The organism is Mesorhizobium sp. P2_F5 (assembly GCF_056403715.1).
Window position 1 is genome coordinate 99794 of the sequence record NZ_JBFUEY010000009.1, and the last position, 18216, is coordinate 118009.

12 protein-coding genes and 1 pseudogene are annotated in these 18216 nt (G+C 62.5%); 6 read left to right on the forward strand and 7 right to left on the reverse strand.

Annotation, left to right across the window (positions count from 1 at the left end; genetic code table 11):
- Positions 1-67: 67 nt before the first annotated feature.
- Together metH and AC1DYO_RS14805 are read right to left on the reverse strand one after the other, a co-directional pair.
- The gene (gene metH, locus AC1DYO_RS14800; protein WP_477264341.1) at positions 68-3877 is read right to left on the reverse strand and encodes a methionine synthase; all 3810 of its coding nucleotides are present in this window, start codon (positions 3875-3877) and stop codon (positions 68-70) included.
- Positions 3878-3991: 114 nt separating this feature from the next.
- Positions 3992-5095 (reverse strand): KamA family radical SAM protein, encoded by a 1104-nt coding sequence (locus AC1DYO_RS14805; RefSeq protein WP_477264343.1) that lies wholly within the window; start codon positions 5093-5095, stop codon positions 3992-3994.
- Positions 5096-5296: 201 nt separating this feature from the next.
- Here AC1DYO_RS14805 and AC1DYO_RS14810 point away from each other — a divergent pair, with 201 nt between their 5' ends.
- From AC1DYO_RS14810 to AC1DYO_RS14820, 3 genes are all read left to right on the forward strand, one after another.
- A complete protein-coding gene (locus AC1DYO_RS14810; protein ID WP_477264345.1) occupies positions 5297-6955 on the forward strand; it encodes an acyl-CoA synthetase in 1659 nt (552 codons plus the stop codon).
- A 244-nt stretch (positions 6956-7199) separates the two neighbouring features.
- The gene (locus AC1DYO_RS14815) at positions 7200-8093 is read left to right on the forward strand and encodes a hypothetical protein (protein ID WP_477264347.1); all 894 of its coding nucleotides are present in this window, start codon (positions 7200-7202) and stop codon (positions 8091-8093) included.
- 300 nt (positions 8094-8393) lie between these two features.
- On the forward strand, positions 8394-10997 hold the full coding sequence (locus AC1DYO_RS14820) for a bifunctional diguanylate cyclase/phosphodiesterase (protein ID WP_477264349.1): 2604 nt from the start codon (positions 8394-8396) through the stop codon (positions 10995-10997).
- Between the two features lie 150 nt (positions 10998-11147).
- On the opposite strand, the gene AC1DYO_RS14825 is transcribed toward AC1DYO_RS14820, so the two are convergent.
- A complete protein-coding gene (locus AC1DYO_RS14825) occupies positions 11148-11444 on the reverse strand; it encodes a hypothetical protein (protein ID WP_477264351.1) in 297 nt (98 codons plus the stop codon).
- Between AC1DYO_RS14825 and AC1DYO_RS14830 the strand changes: the two genes are divergently transcribed.
- Positions 11444-12967, forward strand: coding sequence for a winged helix-turn-helix domain-containing tetratricopeptide repeat protein (locus tag AC1DYO_RS14830; RefSeq protein ID WP_477264353.1), 1524 nt, complete (start codon positions 11444-11446; stop codon positions 12965-12967). The two genes, AC1DYO_RS14825 and AC1DYO_RS14830, sit on opposite strands and share 1 nt — an antisense overlap.
- A gap of 187 nt (positions 12968-13154) precedes the next feature.
- Here the strand turns inward: AC1DYO_RS14830 and AC1DYO_RS14835 are convergent, their stop codons facing one another.
- Complete coding sequence (locus AC1DYO_RS14835; RefSeq protein WP_477264355.1) at positions 13155-14777, reverse strand: ABC-F family ATP-binding cassette domain-containing protein; 1623 nt, start codon at positions 14775-14777, stop codon at positions 13155-13157.
- Between the two features lie 228 nt (positions 14778-15005).
- Between AC1DYO_RS14835 and AC1DYO_RS14840 the strand changes: the two genes are divergently transcribed.
- Positions 15006-15320: an EthD family reductase gene (locus tag AC1DYO_RS14840; protein WP_477264357.1), complete on the forward strand. Its 315-nt coding sequence runs from the start codon at positions 15006-15008 to the stop codon at positions 15318-15320.
- 58 nt (positions 15321-15378) lie between these two features.
- Here AC1DYO_RS14840 and AC1DYO_RS14845 read toward each other — a convergent pair.
- The 3 genes and pseudogenes from AC1DYO_RS14845 to AC1DYO_RS14855 all read right to left on the reverse strand — a co-directional run bounded on the left by AC1DYO_RS14845 (position 15379) and on the right by AC1DYO_RS14855 (position 17367).
- Positions 15379-16122 (reverse strand): annotated as a pseudogene (locus AC1DYO_RS14845) (2OG-Fe(II) oxygenase).
- A 251-nt stretch (positions 16123-16373) separates the two neighbouring features.
- The gene (locus tag AC1DYO_RS14850; RefSeq protein ID WP_477264358.1) at positions 16374-16901 is read right to left on the reverse strand and encodes a carboxymuconolactone decarboxylase family protein; all 528 of its coding nucleotides are present in this window, start codon (positions 16899-16901) and stop codon (positions 16374-16376) included.
- Between the two features lie 43 nt (positions 16902-16944).
- Positions 16945-17367, reverse strand: a complete 423-nt coding sequence (locus AC1DYO_RS14855) for an OsmC family protein (protein WP_477264360.1) — start codon at positions 17365-17367, stop codon at positions 16945-16947.
- Between the two features lie 146 nt (positions 17368-17513).
- Between AC1DYO_RS14855 and AC1DYO_RS14860 the strand changes: the two genes are divergently transcribed.
- Positions 17514-18176 carry a phytochelatin synthase family protein gene (locus tag AC1DYO_RS14860; protein ID WP_477264362.1) on the forward strand — a complete coding sequence of 221 codons (663 nt, stop codon included), beginning with the start codon at positions 17514-17516 and terminating at the stop codon, positions 18174-18176.
- Positions 18177-18216 lie beyond the last annotated feature (40 nt).

An 18216-nucleotide genomic window follows, 5' to 3' on the forward strand; every position in this document is an offset into this window, starting at 1 on the left:
GATCGATCCGGTCGTCAGCCTTGTGCGTCCGGCGGTTGGTTTCGTCAAGCCGCCAGACCGCTAGGGGCTATTCCGCCGCCTCGGCATAGTGCTGAGGAACATAGTTGAGGATCGGGCCGAGCCAGCGTTCGACCTCGGCCAGCGGCATGTCCTTGCGGCGGGCATAGTCCTCGACCTGGTCGCGTTCGACCTTGGCAACACCGAAATAATAGCTTTCGGGATGCGCCAAATAGATGCCGGACACCGACGAGCCCGGCCACATCGCATAGCTTTCGGTCAGGCTGACGCCGGCATTGCCTTCGCCATCGAGCAGCCGGAACAGCGTCGCCTTTTCAGTATGGTCGGGCTGTGCGGGATAGCCGGGTGCGGGGCGGATGCCGCGATAGGGTTCGCCGATCAACTCATCCGGCGCCAGCTTCTCATCGGCGGCATAGCCCCAGAATTCCGTGCGCACCTTCTCGTGCATACGCTCGGCGAAAGCTTCGGCGAAACGGTCGGCCAGTGCCTTGACCATGATCGAGGAATAGTCGTCATTGGCGCGCTCGAAACGCTCGGCGATCGCGACTTCTTCGATCCCCGCGGTGACGATGAAGCCGCCGATATAGTCCGGCTTGCCGCTGTCCGCCGGCGCGACGAAATCCGACAGCGCGACATTGGCCTTGCCGTCGCGCTTGGTCAGTTGCTGGCGCAGCGTGAAGAAGGTCGCCAGCTCCTGTGAACGCCCCTCATCCGTGAACAGCCTGATGTCGTCGCCGACGGCATTGGCTGGCCAGAAGCCGATGACGCCGCGCGGCGCGAACCATTTTTCGTCGATGATTTTTTTCAGCATCGCCTGCGCATCCTCGAACAGCTGACGCGCCGCCGGTCCTTGCGCTTCATCCTCGAGGATCTTGGGATAGCGGCCCTTCAGCTCCCAGGTCTGGAAGAACGGCGTCCAGTCGATGTAGCGCGCCAGCTCCGTCAGGTCCCAGTTCTCGAACACTTTCACGCCCGTGAAGGACGGCTTCGGCGGCTCATAGGCAGACCAGTCGACCTTGTGCGCATTGGCCCTCGCTCTGGCCAGCGGCAACCGCTGCTTGTCGGCCTCGGAGCGGGCATGCGCGTCGGCGACCTTCTTGTACTCGGCCCGCACCGTGTCGACATAGTCGGCCTTGCCGTCATTGGACAGCAGCGCCGACACCACGCCGACGGCGCGGCTGGCATCGTTGACATAGACCGTCTGTCCCCTGGCGTAGCGCGGGTGGATCTTCACCGCCGTGTGCACGCGGCTGGTGGTGGCGCCGCCGATCAGCAGCGGAATATCAAACCCCTCGCGCTCCATTTCGGCGGCCATGTGCACCATTTCGTCCAGCGACGGCGTGATCAGGCCGGACAGGCCGATGATGTCGACATTTTGCTCGCGTGCCGTCTGCAGGATCTTCGCCGCCGGCACCATGACGCCGAGATCGATGATCTCGTAATTGTTGCAGGCGAGCACGACGCCGACGATGTTCTTGCCGATGTCGTGGACATCGCCCTTCACCGTCGCCATCAGAATTTTTCCCGCCGTCTGGCGCTCGCCATTGTCGATGCCATTGGCGGCGTTGGTCAGTTTTTCCGCTTCCATATGCGGCAACAGCCCGGCCACCGCCTGCTTCATCACGCGCGCCGACTTCACCACTTGCGGCAGGAACATTTTTCCCGCGCCAAAGAGGTCGCCGACGACATTCATGCCGGCCATCAATGGGCCTTCGATGACATGCAGCGGGCGCTCCGCCGCGAGCCGTGCCTCGTCCGTGTCGGCGTCAATGAATTCGGTGATGCCATTGACCAACGCATGGCTGATCCGCTGCTCGACCGGCCAGTCACGCCAGGCGAGGTCACGCTCCTTGCCCTCCTTGCCGGACGTGCCCTTGAAGCGTTCGGCGATCTCCAGCATGCGCTCGGTGGCGGTGCCGCCGGCCTTCGGCACGCGGTTGAGCACGACATCCTCGCAGGCCTCACGCAGCTCCGGCTCGATCGTGTCGTAGACGGCAAGCTGGCCGGCATTGACGATGCCCATATCCATGCCGCGCTGGATGGCGTGGTAGAGGAACACGGCGTGCATCGCCTGGCGCACCGGCTCGTTGCCGCGGAACGAGAAGGACAGGTTCGACACGCCGCCCGAGATATGGACATGCGGCAGCGTTGAGGTGATCTCGCCCGTGGCCTCGATGAAGTCGACGCCGTAATTGTCGTGCTCCTCGATGCCTGTGGCGACCGCGAAGACGTTGGGGTCGAAGACGATGTCCTCGGGCGGAAAGCCGGCCTGTTCGGTCAGGAGCTTGTAGGCGCGGGTGCATATCTCGACCTTGCGCGCCTTGGTGTCGGCCTGGCCGGCCTCGTCGAAGGCCATGACGACCACGGCCGCGCCATAGGCGCGCACCAACTTCGCGTGATGCAGGAAGGCTTCCTCGCCTTCCTTCATCGATATGGAATTGACCAGCGGCTTGCCCTGCACGCATTTCAGGCCGGCCTCGATGATCTCCCATTTCGAGGAGTCGACCATGACCGGAACACGGGCGATATCCGGCTCGGCGGCGATCAGGTTGAGATACTCGACCATCGCTTTCTTCGAATCGATCAGGCCCTCGTCCATGTTGATATCGATGATCTGCGCGCCATTGGCGACCTGGTCGCGCGCCACGTCGAGCGCCGGGACATAGTCGCCCGCCGTGATCAACTTCCTGAATTTGGCCGAGCCGGTAACGTTGGTGCGTTCGCCGACATTGACGAAGGGAATCTCGTCGGTCAGCGTGAACGGCTCCAACCCGGACAGGCGCATCTTGCGCTCGATCTCGGGAATGGCGCGCGGCGGGTATTTCTTCACCGCTTCGGCGATGGCCCGGATATGATCCGGCGTCGAGCCGCAACAGCCGCCGACGACATTGACCAGCCCTTCCCTGGCGAAATCCTCGATCTGCGCGGCCATGAATTCCGGGCTCTCGTCATAGCGGCCGAATTCATTGGGCAGGCCGGCATTCGGATAGGCGCAGACGAAGGTGTCGGCGGCACCTGAAATTTCGGCCAGATGCGCGCGCATGGCGTTGGCGCCGAGCGCGCAGTTGAGGCCGATGGTAAAGGGGCTGGCATGACGCACCGAATGCCAGAAAGCGGTCGGCGTCTGGCCCGACAGCGTGCGGCCGGAGAGATCGGTGATGGTGCCGGAAATCATCACCGGCAGGTGCACGCCCTTTTCGAGAAAAATCTCGTTGCAGGCGAAGATCGCCGCCTTGGCGTTCAGGGTGTCGAAGATGGTTTCGATCAGGATGATGTCGGCGCCGCCGTCGATCAGCCCGCGCAGCTGCTCGCCATAGGCCAGGCGCAAATCGTCGAAGGTCACGGCGCGGTAGCCGGGATTGTTAACATCAGGCGACATCGAGGCGGTGCGGTTGGTCGGCCCGAGCGCACCGGCGACGAAACGGCGCTTGCCGTCTTCCTGCTCGGCGCGAATGGCGGCGCGCCGCACCAGCCGCGCACCGTCTCGGTTCAGCGCATAGACCGCGTCCTCCATGCCGTAATCGGCCTGGGCGATCGAGGTCGAGGAGAAGGTGTTGGTCTCAAGAATGTCGGCGCCGGCGATGGCGTATTGGTAGTGGATTTCTTCGATCGCAGCCGGCTGGGTCAGGATCAAGAGGTCGTTGTTGCCTTGCTGGTGGCAGGCGCAGCCGGCGAAAGCCTCGCCGCGGAAATGCTCCTCGTCGAACCCAAGGCTCTGGATCTGCGTGCCCATGGCACCATCGAGGATGAGGATGCGCTCGCGCGCGGCCGCGGTGAGCGCCGCAAGCACTTCGGAGCCGTCGGGCTTTGCCGCGACGGGGCCGAACAATGCGTCCAGCGATGCAGAATTCTGCGACATTTTTTATCCTTGGGGCGACAACAATCACATAAGGATATCTTTATGTCAATATACGGATGCAGCCAAGCATGTCACAGCCTGACGGCGTCGACAGCAAACTAGGGTTCCGTCTTTCTATTCCCCCACAACGTCGCGATATACTCTCACCTCGCCATCCTGGCCGCGAATGCGCCAGTCCTGTCCGTCTCGGGCCTCGATATGACACGGCCCAAGCGGCACCTTGCCGCCGCCTTCCGGCAGGTCCAGCACATAGACCGGATTGCAGATGCCCGACAGGCGGGCGTGCAGCGCGCCGACCAGCGCCTGTCCCTGGGCGATGGTGGTGCGCCGATGCGCCATGCCAAGCGCGAGGTCGCCATGATGCAGGTAATAGGGTTTGACACCGAGCCGGTACATCAGCTCGCGGCAAAGTTCTTCCAGCACCTCGACCGTGTCGTTGACGCCCTTGAGCAGGACGCTCTGGTTGAGCAGCACGAAGCCCGCCTGGCGCAAGGTGCGGCAGGCCTGTTCGGTGTCCGGCGTGATCTCGCGTGCGTGGTTGAAATGGGTGACGATTGTGACCATCAGCCGGCCCTGCAAGGCCTCGACCAACCCTTGGGTGATCCGCGTCGGCAGCACGACAGGCACCCTCGTGTGGATGCGCAACAGCCTGACATGCGCGATCGTCTCGATACGGGTGCGGATTTCGGCCAGCGCCTTGTCCGGCAGCGACAGCGGGTCGCCGCCGGTCAGGATCACTTCACGGATTTCAGTATGGGCTTCGATATAGGCAAAAGCCTCTTCCAGAGCCTCTCGCGTGTAACCGCGGCCGATCGACGTCAGGGACTCCTTGCGGAAGCAGAAGCGGCAATAGACCGCGCATTGATAGGTCGGGAACAGCAGCACGCGGTCGGCATGGCGGTGTGTCAGTCGCGGCACCGGACTGAAGCGGTGGTCGGCGATCGGATCGTCAAGCTCGCCCTCCGTTTCCACCAGCTCATCCGGCGACGGGATGATTTGCGCGCGGATGGGATCGGCGGGATCGCTCCAGTCGATCAGGTCGAGATAGGCTTTGGGAGCACGCACCTTGTGCCGCGTAGCCGCCTCTTGCGCCGCCGAGCGTTCAGCAGGCGACAGCGGCAGCGAGGCGAGATCGCGGACGTGGCGGACACCGGCGCGGACGTCGTCTTGCCAGGCGGTGCCGGCATTGGCGGCTTTGAGATTGGTGTCTGTGGTCATCGGAGGTCTCGGGGCAGCAATTTGGGTGGAGCTATCAAGCGTATGGCCGGTGAGGTCAATGGGCGGTGGTTGTCGCAGACTTGTTCTCCGTCGCATTCCCGCCCCATCGACTTTCGCCGCAATCGACCAGAGCATCGATTTGAGGCATTCTGCCGCCGGCTGCACCATGGGGAGATGGAGCGGCGGCAAGGGAGGACTGCCATGACCGAGACGCCGGCCGATCTGCCGCGTTACGACGACGCCTTCGCGCAATTCCGCATCGAGGATGAGATCGCCCGGTTGCATGGTAACCCTACAACCGGAATCAATGCCTATGTCGAATGCTGCGGCCGCTACACCGGTGAAAACCGGCTGGCGTTGCGCGCCATCTCGGCCAGCGGGACCTTGAGTGAATTCAGTTTCGACGATCTCGCCGACATGTCGGGTCGCGCCGCCAATGTGCTCAAGGCCGCCGGCGTCGGTGCCGGCGATGTCGTCGCCGGCATGCTGCCGCGTATCCCTGAACTGGTGGCGCTGATCCTCGGCACATGGCGCATTGGCGCGGTCTACCAGCCGCTGTTCACCGCCTTCGGCCCGAAGGCCATCGAGCATCGTCTCGGCTATAGCGGCGCCAAGATCGTCGTGACCAACCCGGCCAATCGCGGCAAGCTCGACGAGGTCGAAACGCGAGCGCAAATCGCGACCATTCTTGGCCCCGGCGAGGCGCTGCCGGAAGGCGATATCGATTTCCGCGCCGCGCTTGCCGCCACCTCGCCCGACTGCGGACCAGTGATGCGCAAGGGCGACGACCTGTTCATGATGATGTCGACGTCAGGCACGACAGGCCTGCCCAAGGGCGTGCCGGTGCCGCTCCGCGCCCTGCTCGCCTTCGGCGCCTATATGCGCGAGGCGATCGGATTGCGAGCCGACGACATCTTCTGGAACATCGCCGATCCCGGCTGGGCTTACGGCCTCTATTACGCCATCACCGGTCCGTTGCAGCTCGGCATCGCGACCACCTTCTATGAAGGCGCCTTCAACGCCAAAAGCACCTACGACATCATCGAACGGCTCGGCGTCACCAGCCTCGCCGGCTCGCCGACCGCCTATCGCTTGCTGATGGCGGAAGGCGCGGAAGCTGCCGCTCGTGTCAAAGGCAGACTGCGCGTGGTGAGCAGCGCCGGTGAACCGCTCAATCCGGAAGTGATCCGCTGGTTCGACGCCAATCTCGCCGCCCCGATCAACGACCATTACGGCCAGACCGAAAACGGTATGATGGTGAACAACCATCATGGCCTGGCGCATGTCGTGCGCGCAGGCTCGGCCGGCTTCGCCATGCCCGGCTACCGCATGGTGGTGCTGGACGAGGCGGGCCGCGAGCTCGGCCCCAACCAGCCCGGCATTCTCGCCGTCGACATCGCCAGATCGCCGCTGCGCTGGTTCGAGGGTTATCATCAGGCCGAGACGCCGGCGATATCAGGCGGCTATTACCGCACCGGCGACACGGTGGAGTACGAACCGGACGGCTCGGTGTCCTTCATCGGCCGCGCCGACGACGTCATCACCTCGGCCGGCTACCGCATCGGCCCGTTCGACGTTGAAAGCGCGCTGATCGAGCATCCGGCGGTTAACGAGGCGGCGGTAGTCGGCGTGCCCGATCCTCAGCGCACCGAGATCGTCAAGGCCTTCGTCGTGCTGGCGCCGGCCTACAAGGGCAACCCGGAGCTCGCCGAAGAACTTGCCCAGCATGTGAAGAGGCGGCTCTCGGCGCACGCCTACCCGCGCGAGGTCGAGTTCGTCACCGAACTGCCGAAGACCCCGAGCGGCAAGATCCAGCGCTTCCTGCTGAGGAAGGCGGAGGTGGAGAAGCGCAAGGAGTGACTAGGCGCCAATCTCCCCCCTTGAGGGGGAGATGTCGCCGAAGGCGACAGAGGGGGTCGTTGCGCGTGAATCGCTAACGTCGTCTCGCGCAGCAAAGGGAGTCAGCGCTTCACGCGCGGCAACCCCCTCTGGCCTGCCGGCCATCTCCCCCTCAAGGGGGGAGATCTGCAGCTCCGACGCCGTCTTTTTTCAGCCCAATGTTGTCATGTATCCTTGGAATCGAACATAGAGCGGGGTTTAAATCATGCGGTTGGTCTGGATGTTTCTGTTCGCGCTCGTGAGCAGCGTGGCTTTCGCGGCCTCGCCGGAAGATGACTACATCGTCGCGCGCGACAAGGCGATTGCGGCCATCGCGGCGCTGAACGACGCGAACACGGCAACCGAAACGATCGACGCCCAGAACGAGAAGGCGCTGGCCGACCTGCAACAACGTCTTTCCGGCATCATCGGCCCGCTGGCGGTCAAGGATTTTCCGGCAACCGGCACAATCAATATCGAAAGCCTCAGCGACTCCGACATCGGCTATGGCATGCTCGACGGCTTGCGATACATAAAAGGCGATGATGGCCCCAGCCTGGTGGCGACGACGCGAGGGCTGCTGGAGCGCTGGCTCCAGACCAAAGCCGCCGAGACCGACGAGAGTTTCAAACTGCCTGCCAGCATCGATGAGGCGCTGAAGCTCGATGCTTTCTATACCCAGGCGATCAACAGCGACGCCGCCTTTGAGGGAACGCTCGACTTCCCACTGAAGACGCCTGAGGGCACCGACATTGCCTTCGCACGGCTGGGCGGCTGGACGCAGGATGTCGGACCGATCTACGAGCAGGAGGTCATCGTTGCGCTCGTCAAAGGCAACAGCGTGAGGATCATGGTGGCGCCGGCGGCACCCGCCGTTCCGAAGATCGCCGCCTGCGATACGGTGTGGGCTGCTGCCGATGCCGCCGCGCAGAAATTCCAGGAGGCGTACCAGGCGTCGGACCTCAAGGACGAAAAGGCGTTCGAGTCCTCCAATGCCGCCTGGGACAAGGGCGATAGCGCCTATCGCGCCTGCATGGGCCAGCATCTGCCGGGAGACCCGGCCTTCCCGGCGCTGCTCGCCCAGGCGCAGGCGCTGGCCGATCAGATGGCAGGAAAGTAAGCTCCCGGACGGGCCCTGCGCAGCAAGATCAGGCGGCTTTTTGCGACTTCAGATGTGAAAGTTGCGAGCGGCCGCCCGATGCTGCTTGCGCAATTCATTGTTCAGGAAACCGCTCTGGACCTTTGTTTTCGTCGCATGGCACTCAGCTTTCGCCCCCTATGCTGACAACCAAGATCTCAACGTATAGTCTCAGGAGCGCCTTGAAGTTCAAATTTAAACTTTAGCTACTATGGTCGACGGACGGACTACTGGAAAGGTACCCAAATCGAATTGGCAGGAGCGAGGTTCAATCCCGGCCGGTTGAAACGGGCCATTTTTTCTTCCGCCAACTTGCCGGCGGCGATTGCCTTTGTTGTGCTTCTCGTCTGTGCCCTGGTTGCCGACCAGAGGAACAGGGAGGTCTCCGATCAGCTGGCGCGCGCTGACGTCCTGGCCAAGGTCAACATCATACGTGCCAAGCTCGAAGGCAACATAACCGGCAATCTCCAGCTGGTTCAGGGTCTCGTTTCAGCGGTCGTTACCGAGCCCTATATGGGCCAGCAGAGATTTGCGGCGCTCGCCCGTAATTTGTTCGAGCAAAAATCGCAACTGCGCGATATCGCCGGCGCGCCCGACCTCGTCATCACGCTGATATACCCGCTGGAAGGCAATGAGAAAGCCATCGGGCTGGACTACCGCAAGACCGAGGCGCAACGCATGGCGGCGCTTCGCGCCCGCGACCAGCGCGCACTGGTGCTCGCCGGGCCGGTCAAATTGGCACAGGGCGGACGTGGCTTCATCGGCCGTATCCCCGTCTTCGTGTCGACGGCGGGTGGCGGCGACCGGTTTTGGGGGATTGTCTCGGCCGTGATCGATATCGATCGGCTCTACAGCGCGAGCGGACTGACCGACCCTGAGCTCGATATCGATGTCGCGCTCATCGGCAAGGATGCACTTGGGGGCGGTGGCGAACTGTTCTTCGGCGGCGACAATGTCGTGGCCAGCAATCCGGTGACGGCAGAGGTGCAACTGCCTTCAGGCTCCTGGCAAATTTCGGCCATACCGAAGGGCGGCTGGCCGGCTGCTCCGAAAAATGAGTGGCTGCTGCGGACGCTCATGGCGCTCGCCGGCGCGCTGGTGGTGCTGCCGATCCTCGTGGCAGGACGTCTTTTCGGTGAGCGACAGAAAAATGACGCCGAGTTGAGGCGCCTGTCCCGGCGGCTGGAGCTGGCATTGGAAGCCTCAGGGATAGGCGTGTGGGAGCACGACATCGTCAGCAACGAGCTCGTATGGGACGACCGCATCAACGAAATCTATGGCAAACCCGCCGACGGAAAGACCCGCGGCTATAACGACTGGGCGCTGTCGATCCACCCTGAAGACTTCGAGCGGGCGAAAGCGGACTTCGATTCGGCTGCCGCGACACAGGGGCCCTACTCTTCGCAGTATCGGCTCCTGCGACCGGACGGCACCATTCGCCATGTCCGCACACGCGCCAGTTTCTTCCAGGACATCAACGGCGCGTCGAAAATGATCGGCGCTGAATGGGACGTGACCTGGGACGTGCTGCTCAACGAGAATCTCGTGCGCGAACGTCGCCTTTCCGAATCGAAAAATGCCGAACTGAACATGGCCAAGGCCCGCATCGAGCATGTCGCGCTGCACGATTCGCTGACCGGTCTGCCCAACCGTCGGTATCTGGACGAGATGCTTGCCGAAAACCGCGAAGCCGAGGGCCGCGCAGCGTTGCTGCATCTCGACCTTGATCGCTTCAAGCAGATCAACGACACCCTCGGCCACGCGGCGGGCGATGCATTGCTGGTGCATGCTTCGAAAGTCATCAAGGCCGGCGTCGGTCCGGCCGATTTCGTTGCGCGCATCGGCGGCGACGAGTTTTTCGTGTTAAGCCATGGACGCGACGACAAGGAGCTTGCCGCGCTTGCCGACCACATCATCGATGCGATGCGCCAGCCGATCGACTATCTGGGTCACCAGTGCCGGTTCGGCGTAAGCATCGGCATTGCGGCCAACAGCGGCGTCGATGCCAAGCAGCTGCTCGTCAATGCCGATCTCGCGCTGTATCGGGCGAAAGGCCGTGGCCGCAACCGTTACGAGTTTTTCAACGAAGAGCTGCAGAGCGAGATCGTGCGGACCAAGCAAACCGCCGACGAAATTCTGGGCGGTCTCGAGCGGAACGAGTTCGTCGTCTACTACCAGCCGCAGTTCGACGCCAAGACGCTGGAGATCGTCGGCGTCGAGGCGCTGTCGCGTTGGGATCATCCACAACGCGGCATGCTGACCCCCGACGCCTACATCAAGGTGGCTGAAGAACTCAATGTCGTGGCGCTTATCGACCGCACTGTCCTGGAGCAGGCGCTTGATAATTTCGAGCGTTGGTCGCACAGCCACCTCAACATCCCGCGCGTGTCGGTCAACGTTTCCGCCAGGCGCCTGGAAGACAGGGACCTGATCAAGGGTTTGCGCAAGCTTCCCATCAGGCAAGGAACCGTGTCGTTCGAACTGGTGGAGTCGATTTTCCTCGACGAAAACGACGAACTGGTCAGCTGGAACATCGAACACATCAAGGGGCTCGGCATCGACATCGAGATCGACGATTTCGGCACCGGGCATGCCTCGATCGTCTCGCTCTTGAAGTTGCGGCCGCGGCGCCTCAAGATCGATCGCCAATTGGTCACACCCATCACCAGCTCAACCGCGCAGCGGCAGCTGGTGTCTTCCATCATCGACATCGGCAAGTCGCTCGGTATCGAAGTGATCGCCGAGGGCGTTGAGACGATGGAGCACGCGCAGATCCTGAAAGAGCTGGGCTGCGATATCCTGCAAGGCTTCCTTTTCGGCTACCCGATGGACGCAAAAGCCTTCAAGACATTCGCCCAGTCACGCAAATGGCTGGCGGCGAGTTGACAGACTCTGCTTGTGCAATTGCGGACGGAAGAACCGTTTCCTGAAATGGCTCTACCTCCGCAGCCGGCGCTTCCTGTCCCCTGCGCTCGACATATGGATCGACAGAAAGATTCAGCAGAATTTCAGAAATCATCCGGTACGCGCCCGTTCTTAGGCTTCACTGTTCTCAAGGACGAACCGGAGGAGGTCGAACATGTCACCGAATGAGAACACGCGCCAAGCCGCCCGGCAGGAACTCCTGGAATTTGCATCCAGCGTCATGGCTGGGTCCCCTTGTGCGCCCATGCCTGGAACAATGTTCGAAATGCTCGAGATCATCGCCGTGGAGAGGCGCATGACTTCCAGCCAAGGTGAAGTCGGATCAAATTCTTCTGATCCCTTGACGTCCGCGCCGATTGAGACCCCAATCAGGCAGCGTTTGGTCGAGCTGGTCAGATCGGCATTCAATGTCGCGAGAAAACCCCGGGCACATACCACTGGCACTTGGCAGTTGCGAGCTTGATCTTGCCCGCGGGCTGCTGTTGTGCGACGGGAAACCTGTCGCTCTGCGCTCCAAGGCATTTGACCTGTTGACCTACCTCAGCAGGAATGTCGGGCGTGTCGCGACCAAGTCTGAACTGATGTCGGCGGTGTGGCCTGATGTCTTCGTGACCGAGGACTCACTGACGCAGGCGGTCAGGGAGTTGCGAAAGGCGCTGCAGGACGAAAGCCAAACCATTATCCGCACGGTCGCCAAGCGCGGCTACGTCTTCTCTCCTCCCGACGCGCCAAAGCAGGAGCGCTCCGCGCAGCCGCGCGTTGCGGTGCTGCGTTTCAGCAATGAAGGTGCGCCGGAAGACACCCCCTTGGTCGACGGTTTCGCCGAGGACATTGTCAATGCGTTGGCTCGCTTCGGAACGGTCGTCGTGCTGGCGCGCAATTCCGGATTTGCCTTTGTCTCGGATTCCGCGTCCGATTGGCGTGCCGTTGGCGACAGCCTTGGCGCAACCTATCTGGTTCGCGGCAGGGCGACGACTCGCGCAGACGGTATGCGGGTCACCGTCAGTCTCATTACTGCCTCGACGGGTGAAGTCCTCTGGAGCGATACCTTTTCCGCGTCTGGCGGCCAGATCTTTGACATGCAGGAAGAAATCGCCCGCCGTGTGGTGAACCGGCTGGTCGCTCGCCTTGACGACGCAGGTGTCAAGCAGGCAACCCCGAAGCCTCCGGGCAGCCTGGCCGCATACGAGCTTCTCCTGCGTGGACTGGCCCGGCTGCGTGGTTACGGCGATGATGACAATGAGGCTGCGCGCGATCTTTTCCAGGCTGCGGTCGAAAAGGACCCGACCTATGCCTTGGCGCATTCCTACATCGCGCTCGCCGATCTCATTATCGGTGGCTATGCCGAGGCATCCCCCGCATTGCTTGGTTCACTGATCGATCGCGCGGAGTGTGCTGTGACCTTGGCGCCGGAAGAGCCGCGCTGCCATCGCGTGCTCGCCCAGGCTTTGATCTCTGCCCGTCAGTTCGAAGCGGCTGAACATCACCTTCAGCGCGCGCGCGACCTCAATCCCTATGACGCCGATACGATCGCGCAAATGGGGTTCTTGCTCTCGATGAGAGGCAGGCCTCTTGAAGCACTCGCGGCAATTGACAGTGCAATACGGATCAACCCGATCCATCCTGATTGGTACCACTATGATCGCTCCATCGCGCTATACTCAGCTGGAGATTACAAGGCCGCGATTGTCAGCATGTCCAAGGTCCCCTCGAAGTCCCCCTGGCGACTGACAAGGCTGGCGGGGTGCCACGCGCAACTCGGCGAACTGAAGGAAGCTCAGCGCATTATGGCAGAGGTCAAGCGGATAGCGCCTGACTTTTCGCCGATGCAGTTTGCGCAAACCGGGATTGCGTACGAACATGCAAGTGATGTTGAACATCTCGTTGCCGGCGTCGCCAAAGCACTTGCCGCGTGTGAGGAGCAACCCTAGGCGGAGCAGTCCTGGCCTCGGAATGCAGCTTCTCGCCAGAGCATTTCACCGTTTCACGGAAACGGCGAGATGCTCTATCTCTTTGGTTTGACGCAATTTCGGGCGGAAAACCGCTTCACACTTTTCCTGAAATTGCTTTAGGCGCGCTGACCCAAGGTACCCGATCAAGTAACGAGCAACGCGTGGGTTACCCGCGCAGGCCCGGCGCTTCCTGCCCTGTGCGCTCGACATATTCGGTGTAGCCGCCGCCATAGGTGTGGATGCCTTCCGGCGTCAGTTCCAGCACGCGATTGGAGAGTGCGGCCAGGAAATGGCGGTCGTGCGAGACGAACAACATGGTGCCTTCGTACTGGGAGAGCGCCGTGATCAGCATCTCCTTGGTGGCGATGTCGAGATGGTTGGTCGGCTCGTCCAGCACCAGAAGATTGGGCGGATCGAACAGCATCAGCGCCATCACCAGCCGCGCCTTCTCGCCGCCCGACAGCACCCGGCATTTCTTCTCGATCTCGTCGCCGGAAAAGCCGAAGCAGCCGGCGAGCGCCCGCAGCGGCGCCTGGCCGGCCTGCGGAAATGCGTCCTCCAGCGTCTGGAACACGGTGCGCTCGCCCTCCAGTACTTCCATGGCGTGCTGGGCAAAATAACCCATCTTGACGCTTGGACCTCGAGCGACGGTGCCAGTGTCGGGGTCGGAGGCGCCGGCAACCAGCTTCAACAGAGTCGACTTGCCGGCGCCATTGACGCCCATGATGCACCAGCGCTCGCGGCGGCGGACCTGGAAGTCGAGCCCCTCATAGATGGTGCGGCTGCCGTAGCCCTTGTGGACATTCTTCAGCGTGACGACATCCTCGCCGCAACGCGGCGCCGGCTGGAACTCGAAATTCACGATCTGGCGGCGCTTGGGCGGCTCGACGCGGTCGATCTTGTCCAGCTTCTTCACCCGGCTCTGCACCTGGGCGGCATGGGAGGCGCGGGCCTTGAAGCGCTCGATGAAGGCGATCTCCTTGGCCAGCATCGCCAGCTGGCGCTCGAACTGCGCCTGCTGCTGCTTGTCGGCGATCGCCCGCTGCTGCTGGTAGAATTCGTAGTTGCCGGAATAGGCGGTGAGCGAACCGGCGTCGATCTCGACGATCTTGTTGACGATGCGGTTCATGAACTCGCGGTCGTGCGAGGTCATCAGCAGCGCGCCGTCATAACCCTTCAGGAACTGCTCCAGCCAGATCAGGCTTTCGAGATCGAGATGGTTCGACGGTTCGTCGAGCAGCATGACGTCGGGCCGCATCAAAAGGATGCGGGCCAGCGCTACGCGCATCTTCCAGCCGCCCGAGAGCTTGCCGACATCGCCGTCCATCATCTCCTGCGAAAAGCCGAGACCGTCGAGCACTTCGCGGGCGCGGCCGTCGAGCGCATAACCGTCGAGCTCCTCGAAACGGTGCTGCGCCTCGCCATATTGTTCGATGATCTCGTCCATGCGGTCGGCCTGGTCGGGATCGGCCATGGCCGCCTCGAGTTCGGCCATTTCGGCCGCTACGTCGCTGACCGGCCCGGCGCCGTTCATCACCTCAGCCACAGCACTGTGGCCTGCCATGTCGCCGACGTCCTGGCTGAAATAGCCGATGGTGACGCCGCGATCGACCTGCACCTGGCCCTCGTCGGGCTGCTCCTCACCGTTGATCATGCGAAACAAGGTTGTCTTGCCGGCGCCGTTCGGCCCGACAAGGCCAACCTTCTCGCCCTTCTGCAAGGCGGCCGAGGCCTCGATGAAGACGATCTGGCGGCCGTTCTGCTTGCCGATGCTTTCGAGTCTGATCATGCGGTTTCCGGGAGGCTGATGCGAAATTGAGGGATTTGCCCGGGGCCATACGCGAACGAGGGTCGCGGGGGAAGAGGCACAAGCGCCGCAGATGGTGGCGCGGACCCCGTCGCCCGTCACGAAAACAATAATCCAGGGATCGTCGAAATCCGCCCTCGCGAAACGACATTGGCGCGGCGGCCTGCATGGCCCCGCAACCGGCAACACCAACAGGACAGGAATACGAAGATGGCCAAGATGCTCGTGATCTACAAAACCCCGGCCGATCCTGAGGCTTTCGACCGGCACTATTTCGAGATTCATGTGCCGCTGGCCAAGAAGCTTCCCGGCCTGCGGCGCTACGACATCAGCAGGCGGCCTATCATCAAGCGCTCAGCGGGCGAGATGCCGTATCTGGTCGGGACGCTGTATTTCGACAGCCTCGCCGATATGCAGAGCGCATTTGCTACCGAAATCGGCATCGCCTGCGCCGCTGACCGGCGGATACTCGCGCCAGGAGACGACGACCTGACGATGCTGCTGTTCGACGTCGACGAAGTGTGAGCCTGCGCCAATCTCGAACAGCCAGCGGGACGACGGAACCGCGCAGAAGCGGGTGACATTACTTTGCGTCGTGGAAGATAATGCCAACGGTATGCCGTTTGCCTGAGCGTAGACGGCTGACACCGTGCCGGAGGTTGACTCGGTAGTGGCCTTTCGTGCCTTGAACGGGGCGGTTGTGCACGGCAAAGATCACCGCGTCGCCCTGGGTCAGCGGCACCACTTCGGCACGGCTTTGCATGCGCGGGCGCTGTTCGGTCAGCACGAATTCGCCGCCGCTGAAATCCTCACCCGGCTGCGACAGCAGGATCGCCACCTGCAAGGGAAAGGCGAGATCGCCATAGAAATCCTGGTGCAGGCAGTTGAAGTCGCCAGGGCCATACTGGAGCAAAAGCGGCGTCGGCCGCGTCTGGCCCTGGTCGTGGCAGCGCTCGAGAAACGCCGCGTGGTCATCGGGTTAGCGCTGTGGTGCGCCCATGCGCTCGTTCCAGTCATTGGCGACGCCGGCGAGCGGCGGATAGAGCGCGGTGCGCAGCTCGTCGACCAGATCCGGCAGCGGGTAGCGGAAATAGCGATACTCGCCCTTGCCGAAGCCATGGCGGGCCATCACCACATGGCTGCGAAAATGTTCCTCATGCGGATAGAGCGCGGCGATTTCGACGCACTCCTCGGGTGACAGCAGCGCCGGCATGACGGCGCTGCCATGGCTGTTCAGCTCGCCGATCAGTGCGCTCCAGTCCTGCGCCGCCACGCGCGCTTCGGCTGAACGGGCTGCGCGTTTGGTGCTTATCGAATGGATGGTCATGGATGCCTCCTTTGCTTGTGGGCAAAGTGGGGCGAACGGCGGACGTGAACCACCCGTTTCCTGCGGAGACGGGGGAAGCTGCTGATCTCCCCCCTCGTGGGGGAGATGGCCGGCAGGCCAGAGGGGGGCTGTCCCGCCGACCTGTCAGCCAATAGCGATCGTACCTTGGGCAAGCAGCAGAAGTTTGCGATCCTTCGCGCCCCCCTCTGCCCTGCCGGGCATCTCCCCCACGAGGGGGGAGATTGGCAGCTTCACGCCTTGCGGCGATACCCCTCCAACTCCGGATCGAGGTCGACCCTCACCGCGTTGGTGAACACGCAGGTCGCCACCATGATGCCGGCGAAGGCGACGAGGTTGACCAGCAGCGTGTCGTCGTAGCGGGCTTTGAGTGCTGCCCAGACATCGTCGGGAACCGCATTGGCATTGGCAGTGACTGCCTTCCCAAAATCGATCAGCAACGCTTCGTCGGCGCTGGGCTCGATCGCCTCGGGATCGAGGCCGCTATCGATTAGCGCGCGGCGGAAGAAGGTGACGGGAATCTCGGCCCGGCAGACTTGCGAGATCGCCAGCGACAACAGCCAGATGGCGCGGTCGTCGAGCGTGGGTTTCAACAGATCGCGCAGAGTGAACCATTCGGCATAGATGCGGTGCGCCGCGGGCGAATGCAGCAGGATCCGCTTCATGTTGGTCATGCGCCGGCGCAGGCCAAGCTCCCTGTCGTGCTCGGCGCGGATGTCTTGCGATGCCGAGGCGTAGTCGATCGGGGGAATCATGGCCATAACTGGTGGTCCTTGGTTGGCGGCGGCGCGAGGCGTTCTGCGCTCACCCAAGCGTCGCATGCAGTTCCGGCGCGGCGCGCAGGGTGTTGGACACCGTGCAGATCGCCTCGGCGTCCTCGACGATTCGCTGCTTCGTCGCAGCGTCGAGATCTCCTGAAATGTCGAGCCTGATGTTGAATTTTTCGACACGCGACGGTTCGTCCTTGGCCTTCTCGCCGCTGACCTCGGCGCGTACTTCGCCAAGCTCGGCGGCAACGCCGAGGCGGGAGGCGGCGATGCGGGCGCTCAGCACCATGCAGGCGGCGAGCGAGGCATAGAGCAGGTCGAGCGGATTGAAGCCCGGCGCGCTGACGCCGGTTACGACATCGACCGCGCCTCCGGTCGGCGTCGTGATGGAAGGCAAGCCGCCTGGCAGCAGTGTTGCCGTCGCGCCGGTGACGCGCGTCCTGACCTTCAACTCAGCCATCGCAAAATCCTTTCGGGGCCGGGCAAAATGCAAGGCGCAGACGCCCTGGCGGCGCGCTCTGCCACGCAATGCCGGTATATGGTAGTCTCGGGGCCGACATCGCAACATCGACCGACGGACAAAATCGTCTGCTTCGAGGTTCAGCAATGAAGCGCAGTTTCATTTCAGCTGTGATTGCCGGCGTCGGCCTGCTCTGCGGTGCCGCATTTTTGATTGTCGGTCCGTCCCAAGTCTCGCCAGACGCCATCCAGTCGTCGGTTGTTCGTACCCCGGCATTGATCGACAGCGCCTGGAAGTTGCCCGTGGCTGCTACCTTCAATGCCAACCTTGACTGGCAATCGAACGGGTCACGCTGCGGTCCGGCAAGTGTTGCAAACACATTCCGCTCGATCGGCGAAGAGGAGACGACCGAAGCCGAAGTGCTCGCGGGAACCGGAAAGTGCTGGACCGGCTTTTGCATCGTCGGTCTGACGCTGGACGAGCTTGCCGACGTCGCTCAGGCGAAAACCGGGCGTAAAGTCTCCGTGCTTCGGAATCTGAGCGCCGACGAGTTCCGCGAGCACATGAAGCACGCCAACGACCCAGGCCGCCGCTACATCATCAACTTTACCCGAGAGACGATATTTGGCGCCGGCAGTGGTCATTTTTCACCGATCGGCGGCTATCTGGAGGCCAAGGACTTGGTTTTCGTTCTCGACGTCAACGAGCGCTACAAGCCTTGGCTGATCGAGCGTGAACGCCTGTTCTCGGCCATGGACACAATCGACAGCGATGGCGACAAGAAGCGCGGCTTGCTGCTGATCGAGTAGCTGGGTCCCAAGCGGTTTCGCAGCAACGATACACCCGCTA

What these genes read in the sequence shown, in the direction of transcription:
- metH (WP_477264341.1), bottom strand. Translation starts at nt 3,877, where the DNA reads ATGTCGCAGAATTCTGCATCGCTGGACGCATTGTTCGGCCCCGTCGCG.
- AC1DYO_RS14805 (WP_477264343.1), bottom strand. Translation starts at nt 5,095, where the DNA reads ATGACCACAGACACCAATCTCAAAGCCGCCAATGCCGGCACCGCCTGG.
- AC1DYO_RS14810 (WP_477264345.1), top strand. Translation starts at nt 5,297, where the DNA reads ATGACCGAGACGCCGGCCGATCTGCCGCGTTACGACGACGCCTTCGCG.
- AC1DYO_RS14815 (WP_477264347.1), top strand. Translation starts at nt 7,200, where the DNA reads ATGCGGTTGGTCTGGATGTTTCTGTTCGCGCTCGTGAGCAGCGTGGCT.
- AC1DYO_RS14830 (WP_477264353.1), top strand. Translation starts at nt 11,444, where the DNA reads ATGTCGCGAGAAAACCCCGGGCACATACCACTGGCACTTGGCAGTTGC.
- AC1DYO_RS14835 (WP_477264355.1), bottom strand. Translation starts at nt 14,777, where the DNA reads ATGATCAGACTCGAAAGCATCGGCAAGCAGAACGGCCGCCAGATCGTC.
- AC1DYO_RS14840 (WP_477264357.1), top strand. Translation starts at nt 15,006, where the DNA reads ATGGCCAAGATGCTCGTGATCTACAAAACCCCGGCCGATCCTGAGGCT.
- AC1DYO_RS14850 (WP_477264358.1), bottom strand. Translation starts at nt 16,901, where the DNA reads ATGGCCATGATTCCCCCGATCGACTACGCCTCGGCATCGCAAGACATC.
- AC1DYO_RS14855 (WP_477264360.1), bottom strand. Translation starts at nt 17,367, where the DNA reads ATGGCTGAGTTGAAGGTCAGGACGCGCGTCACCGGCGCGACGGCAACA.
- AC1DYO_RS14860 (WP_477264362.1), top strand. Translation starts at nt 17,514, where the DNA reads ATGAAGCGCAGTTTCATTTCAGCTGTGATTGCCGGCGTCGGCCTGCTC.